Genomic DNA, 1,884 nt, shown 5'->3' on the forward strand with positions numbered 1-1,884 from the left:
ATCTATAGAAATATTATTGATCAATAATATCAGTGCCTTTTGGCGGCTCAAAATTAAATACAGAAGCAGGAATTGCTTGATTGACCTTCACATTACTGAAACGCACATAAGTGGTTTGACCCAATGAGTCTTGTAAAATCATCAAATTCGGTGCTCTATTCGCGCCAAAGCTGATTGTTAAACTTTGGAACGTGCTGTCATCCTGTTTTGGATACAAGGTATAATACAATTTCGTGCGATCGGGTTGTGTCACACGATAAGACTGCATGATTTGATTGGTATTTCCCGACAACAATAATGCAGGGGTATTTGCCACCTGATCATCTAGGTTTTGACGAATTGCCTGTTGTAGATCAGGATCATAAATCCACACTGTTTTCCCAGATGTGACAATCGTTTGTTTTGCTGGGCTAGTAATTTCCCAATAGAATTTACCTGGGCGTTCAACCTTCATCACACCTTTAAAAGTTTGATTCATGTGCTGAGCAGTAAGCCCGCGTTTTGGTGCAGCCTTATTGTTGCTTACTTTCGTTGTTTGTTCAAAGTCTGCAGTGAAGCGTTGCAAGCTTGATAATTGTTGAACCAAACTCGTCGTTGCCTGTTGAGCTGATGCCGCCACCGGTGCAGCAGACACCTGAATACTAACAACAGGCGCAAGTGTAATTGCACTTAAAGTTGTCGCGTAAGCTATTTTTTTCATAAAATTCATAAAATGAACCTTCTATCAGAGTTCTACTGTTATGACGACATCTTACTGTTTTTAATCACTAAAAAAATGAAGAAAAGCAGCGGTTTTGTGTAGTTCGTGTCGCAAAGTTCAGCATTATGTATGAAGTTACAGCCTTTATGTAGAAATTGTAATAAATAAAAATTCTATTCCTCGACCACAATTTATGAGTTTGATGCTATGACATTTTGGATAGAAATTATTGATAAAGAATGTACTAGACCATAGCTTACAGTTTGATAATCTAAGTCCAATGACACAAAAAGCCCGAACCATGAAAAGTCTTGCGTTTATTCATCGTAACGATACTCGTTTTGCTATTGGTGATTTTTATCCTGCCTTATCAGTATTTTCATATCATGAACTTGGAAATACTACTTCACCCTTTTTATTACTCGACCACCTTGGTCCTGGGCGATTAGAACCACAAAGCAATAAAAAAGGTGTCAATGAACATCCACATCGAGGTTTTGAAACCGTCACCTTTGTTTTTGCAGGAGAATTAGCGCATAAGGACTCTACAGGTCAAGGTGGCATTATTCAACCAGGCGATGTGCAATGGATGACCGCCGCTGCAGGTATTCAACATATCGAACAATTTAGTCCTGAGTTTCGTAAACAAGGCGGAAAGTTTGAAATGGTACAACTATGGGTGAATCTGCCCGCTAAAGACAAAATGTCAGCGCCACGGTATCAAAGCCTATCCAATAGTGAAATTCCTAAATGCATACTTGATCATCAAGCAGGTTATATTCGTGTAGTCGCTGGTCAATATCGAACTACGCAAGGCATCGCCAAAACCTTTACCCCAATGAATATTTTTGACATTCATTTAAAAAAGAACCAGCAAATTACCCTCCCCGCAGAAGAAGGAACCACAACATTAATCTACTTGCGTAAAGGCAAAGCCATGTTTGCAGCGGATGAAGATCATCTTGAAGAACAAGCTCTAGCCGTGATGTCGAGTTTAGGTAGCGATGTTGAAATAACAGCGATTGAGGATTGTGATTTGTTATTTTTATCCGCCCAACCTTTAAATGAACCGATCAATGGACATGGCCCCTTTGTAATGAATACTTATGATGAAATTCTTGAAGCCTATGATGATATTAAAACTGGAAAATTCGGCCACTATTCAAACTAAAAATCTTTTAAAA

At 38.8% G+C, this 1,884-nt stretch carries 2 protein-coding genes; one reads left to right on the top strand and one right to left on the bottom strand.

Annotated features, from left to right (window positions below; genetic code table 11):
• Positions 1 to 13 precede the first annotated feature (13 nt).
• Positions 14 to 709, bottom strand: a complete 696-nt coding sequence (lolA, locus tag HMPREF0023_RS06965) for an outer membrane lipoprotein chaperone LolA (protein WP_004640412.1) — start codon at positions 707 to 709, stop codon at positions 14 to 16.
• A 292-nt stretch (positions 710 to 1,001) separates the two neighbouring features.
• Between lolA and HMPREF0023_RS06970 the strand changes: the two genes are divergently transcribed.
• Entirely contained in the window at positions 1,002 to 1,871 is an 870-nt protein-coding gene (locus HMPREF0023_RS06970; protein ID WP_026056272.1) for a pirin family protein, read from the top strand.
• The last annotated feature ends 13 nt before the right edge of the window (positions 1,872 to 1,884 follow it).

Origin of the sequence: Acinetobacter sp. ATCC 27244, from assembly GCF_000156555.1 — a bacterium.
GTDB classification, from domain to species: Bacteria; Pseudomonadota; Gammaproteobacteria; order Pseudomonadales; family Moraxellaceae; genus Acinetobacter; species Acinetobacter haemolyticus.